The 443-nt window shown below is 66.6% G+C and carries 1 protein-coding gene and 1 pseudogene; both read right to left on the reverse strand.

What is annotated here, in order from left to right:
- A pseudogene (locus EXE44_RS21705) lies at nucleotides 1-99 on the reverse strand (universal stress protein); the annotation flags it as partial.
- Nucleotides 100-215: 116 nt separating this feature from the next.
- On the reverse strand, nucleotides 216-443 hold a 228-nt coding region (locus tag EXE44_RS18235; RefSeq protein ID WP_274595398.1), incomplete at its 5' end, for a potassium transporter TrkG.

Below are 443 nucleotides of genomic sequence, written 5' to 3' on the forward strand. Positions count from 1 at the left end.
GAGCGCCCGAGCCGTCGCCAGCGCGTCTTCCTCGTGTGCGACGGGGAGGAGCACGTGTCCGAGCAGGTCCTGACCGTCGGCGTCGTCGGTGTTCGTCATACGACGATCACTATTCCCGTCGGTTAAGAAGATACGCTCTCCACGTTCGGAGAGCCCGCGTCGGTATCGCCCGTGCGACCGGTCGAAAGGCGGTTTCCCGAGGACGACCGGCGCCGTCACCGACTGTCGACCGGGACGATCTCCAGCCGACCGACCCACATCAGGAAGACCATCAGCAGCTTCGACGTGTCGGGGAAAAAGAGGTAGCTCCCGAACGGCCCGACCCGACCGAACCCCGGGCCGATGTTCCCGATGGTCGCGAGCGACGCGCTCGTCGATTCCAGCATCGTCAGCTGGACCCCGATCCGCGCGGCGTCGAGCGAGAGGAACACCGCCGAGACGCC

This window comes from Halorubrum sp. SS7, from assembly GCF_005435055.1.
GTDB lineage: Archaea > Halobacteriota > Halobacteria > Halobacteriales > Haloferacaceae > Halorubrum > Halorubrum salinarum.